3 protein-coding genes are annotated in these 3,333 nt (G+C 65.6%); 1 reads left to right on the forward strand and 2 read right to left on the reverse strand.

Annotated features, from left to right (window positions below):
- Window positions 1-786, reverse strand: a 786-nt coding sequence (locus SFU54_RS10550) for a substrate-binding domain-containing protein (RefSeq protein ID WP_319016234.1), incomplete at its 3' end; no start/stop codon positions are given.
- A gap of 179 nt (window positions 787-965) precedes the next feature.
- Between SFU54_RS10550 and SFU54_RS10555 the strand changes: the two genes are divergently transcribed.
- Window positions 966-2,033 carry a LacI family DNA-binding transcriptional regulator gene (locus SFU54_RS10555; RefSeq protein WP_319016235.1) on the forward strand — a complete coding sequence of 356 codons (1,068 nt, stop codon included), beginning with the start codon at window positions 966-968 and terminating at the stop codon, window positions 2,031-2,033.
- Window positions 2,034-2,104: 71 nt separating this feature from the next.
- Here SFU54_RS10555 and SFU54_RS10560 read toward each other — a convergent pair whose 3' ends face one another.
- On the reverse strand, window positions 2,105-3,310 hold the full coding sequence (locus SFU54_RS10560) for an NAD-dependent succinate-semialdehyde dehydrogenase (protein WP_413466603.1): 1,206 nt from the start codon (window positions 3,308-3,310) through the stop codon (window positions 2,105-2,107).
- Between the last annotated feature and the right edge of the window lie 23 nt (window positions 3,311-3,333).

Here is a 3,333-nt window from a genome sequence, read left to right on the forward strand (position 1 = left end):
GTCGTAGCCGACGAGACCGATCGTGCCAACCAGGCCCTTGGCCTCGAGCGCCGCAGCGGCACCCGACGCGTTCGTGCCGTCGATGGCGAAGATGCCATCAAGGCCCGGGTACTTGGTGAGCCAGTTGTTCACGTTCGTGGCGGCCTTCTCGGGGTTCGACTCCGAGTACGCAACGTCAACGATCTCGATGCCGGGGTACTCGGCCTCGATCTGCGCGGTGAAGCCGTCGAGGCGACCCACGTTGGTGGTGGCGGTGGGGCTCGTCAGACCAACGACGACCTCGTAGCTGCCACCCTCTTCGTAGCCGATCTTGGCGGCGAGAGCGTCGGCGGCCTTGGCGCCACCGTCGGTGTTGTCACCCGTGATGAAGGTCAGCACGTTGCTGAGGTCTTCGACGCGCGTGTCAACGTTGGCAACAACGATGCCGGCGGCAACGGCCTTGTCGACCGAGGCCTGCAGAGCCACCGGGTCGGTCGGGATCAGAACAAGAGCGTCGGGCTGCTGCGCGAGCACGGCGTCAACGATCGGAATCTGGGTCTCGGCCGAGTAGTTGGCGGGGTCGCCCTGCCAGATGAGCTCAACGCCCTGAGCGGCGGCCTCTTCTTCAGCGCCAACCTTCATGGCCTGGAAGAACGGGTCGGACTCGGCACCCATGACGAATGCGATCGAGATGTCGTCGGCTGCGGGCTCACCGCCGGTTTCCGTGGTGGTGGTGCAACCGGTGATGGCGATCGAGGCGGCAGCAAGGGCGCCGACAACCGCGACTGTGCGGAACGGGGTCTTCATGCGATTCTCCAGTGGTTGAGTCGCGACTCCGTGCCGAACGCTGTGCGGACGTCGTTGTCGCGAAAGGGTGTTGAGTGCGAGAACGTTCTCGCACTTGATAGGCAATGATTACACTCAGAAGCGTCGAACGCAAATCTTTTCGTGCGACACGCCCAACGACCCCAAGGAGTCGTGCCTCAGTGCAGAAGCCGAGCGCTCCCACCATTGCCGACGTCGCGGCGGCCGCTGGCGTGTCGTTGGCCACGGCATCCCGTGCCCTCTCGGGGTATGGCCGCGTAGCCGCCGCCACCATCGACCGCGTGCGCGATGCGGCTGACGGCTTGGGCTATCGGCCCAACGAACTCGCGCGATCAATGCGCATTGGGTCGACCACGACGATCGGCCTCGTAGTCATCGCTGACTTCACCAACGCCTTCTTCGATCGCGTGACCAAGTCGATCGTCGACACCGCGCGCGCCAACGGCTACCAGGTGATCATCTCGAACACCGATGAAGAGATTTCGGTCGAGTTCGCGGCTGTGCAGACGATGCTCGACAAACAGGTTGACGGCATTCTCGTGGTGCCCTCACTGCATGAAAACTCTGACCATTTGCTCGCTGACCAGGTGAATGGCAAGCCCGTCGTGTTGCTTGACCGCTACACGAACGACGCGCGCCTGAGCTCGGTCACGACCGACGACCGCCTCGGCACGCGCCGAGCAGTGGACGAATCGATCGCGCTCGGGCACCGGCGCCTGGGGTTCTTGATCTCGACGGTCGGCGTCGACGGGTTCACCGATCGTCAGCCCGAGGCCATGATCTCGACCGTGCGCGAGCGCGTCGAAGGGTTTCGCGCGGGGGCAATTGCCGCGGGCGATCGAGTGCTGTCTGAACAGTGGCGGTTCGCCCAAGACTCCGCCGAGGCGGCCGAGAGCGCTATCGCCTCGATGCTCGATGAACCCCACCCGCCGACCGTCGTGTTCTGCTCGAACAACGACATGCTCATCGCGTCGCTGCGCGTCATCGCCCAGCGCGGGATGCGCGTGGGCCACGACATCTCGATTGTCACGGTCGACGACAGCCCCTGGGCGTCGGCCTTCTCGCCGGGCATCGCCGTCGTCGCACGCCCCGTTGAAGAGGTTGGCGAGTCGGCCGTGCGCCTCTTGCTCGAACGCATCGCCGACCCCGGGCACGACCCCGTCATGATCACGCTGCCGACCGAATTCATCGCGCGCGGCTCTCTCGCTGCGCCCGCTTCGCCCGAGTAACGAGCGAGCTCACCGGAGAGATCCGCTGCCGGGCGGCCACCACAGCGCCCGGCAGCGGAAGTGTGTGAGACCTAGGCCTTCGGCACGAAGGTGTACTTCGTCGTGAGGTACTCGTCGATGCCTTCGAGCGAGCCCTCGCGGCCGATGCCCGACTGCTTGACACCGCCGAAGGGCGCTGCGGCGTTCGAGATGACGCCCGCGTTGAGCCCCATCATGCCCGTCTCGAGGCGGTCGATCATGCGCATTCCGCGGGCCAGGTCTTGCGTGTAGACGTACGAGATAAGCCCGTACTCGGTTGCGTTGGCGAGGTCAACGGCCTCGTCTTCGGTGTCGAACGGAACGATCGCGAGCACCGGGCCGAAGATCTCTTCCGTGAGCAAGCGCGTGCCCGCGGCAACGCCCGTGATGACCGTCGCCGGGTAGAAGTGGCCGGGGCCATCGGGAATCTGGCCGCCCGTCGTGACGGTAGCCCCGCGCGAGACGGCATCCTGAACCAGCTCGTGCGAGCCCTTCACGGCGTTGTCGTCGACGAGCGGGCCGATCTGCACGCCCTCTTCGGTGCCGCGGCCCATCTTCATGGCGGCGACGCGCTCGGTGACGCGACGGCTGAACTCGTCGGCGACATCGCGCTGAACGAGGATGCGGTTGGCCGCCGTGCAGGCCTGGCCAATGTTGCGGAACTTCGCGAGCATGACGCCGTCGATGGCCTTGTCGAGGTCGGCATCGGCGAACACGACGAAGGGGGCGTTGCCGCCGAGCTCCATCGAGGTGCGCAGAATGCCGTCGGCGGCCTGCTTCATGAGCACACGGCCGACCTCGGTCGAGCCCGTAAAGCTGAGCTTGCGCAAACGGGGGTCAGCGATGATCTCGGCCGAGAGCGCGCCCGACTTCGCGGTCGTGACGACGTTGACGACACCCTTGGGCAGCCCCGCGTCTTCGAGCGTCTTGACGAAGTACATCGTCGTCAGCGGCGTGAGTGCGGCGGGCTTGATGATCGAGGTGCACCCCGCGGCGATCGCCGGAGCGATCTTGCGAGTGGCCATGGCGAGCGGAAAGTTCCAGGGAGTGATGAGGAACGACGGGCCCACCGGCGCGTGCGACACGACGATGGTTCCGGTGCCCTCGGGGTTCGAGCCAAAGCGACCCGTAATGCGCACGGCTTCTTCACTAAACCAGCGCAAGAACTCTGAGCCGTAGGTGACCTCGCCGCGGGCCTCAGCGAGCGGCTTGCCCATTTCGAGCGTCATGAGCAGAGCGAACTCGTCGGCGCGCTCGATGACGAGTTCCCATGCCTTGCGCA

It is taken from the genome of Microcella sp. (assembly GCF_033763155.1).
GTDB lineage: Bacteria > Actinomycetota > Actinomycetes > Actinomycetales > Microbacteriaceae > Microcella.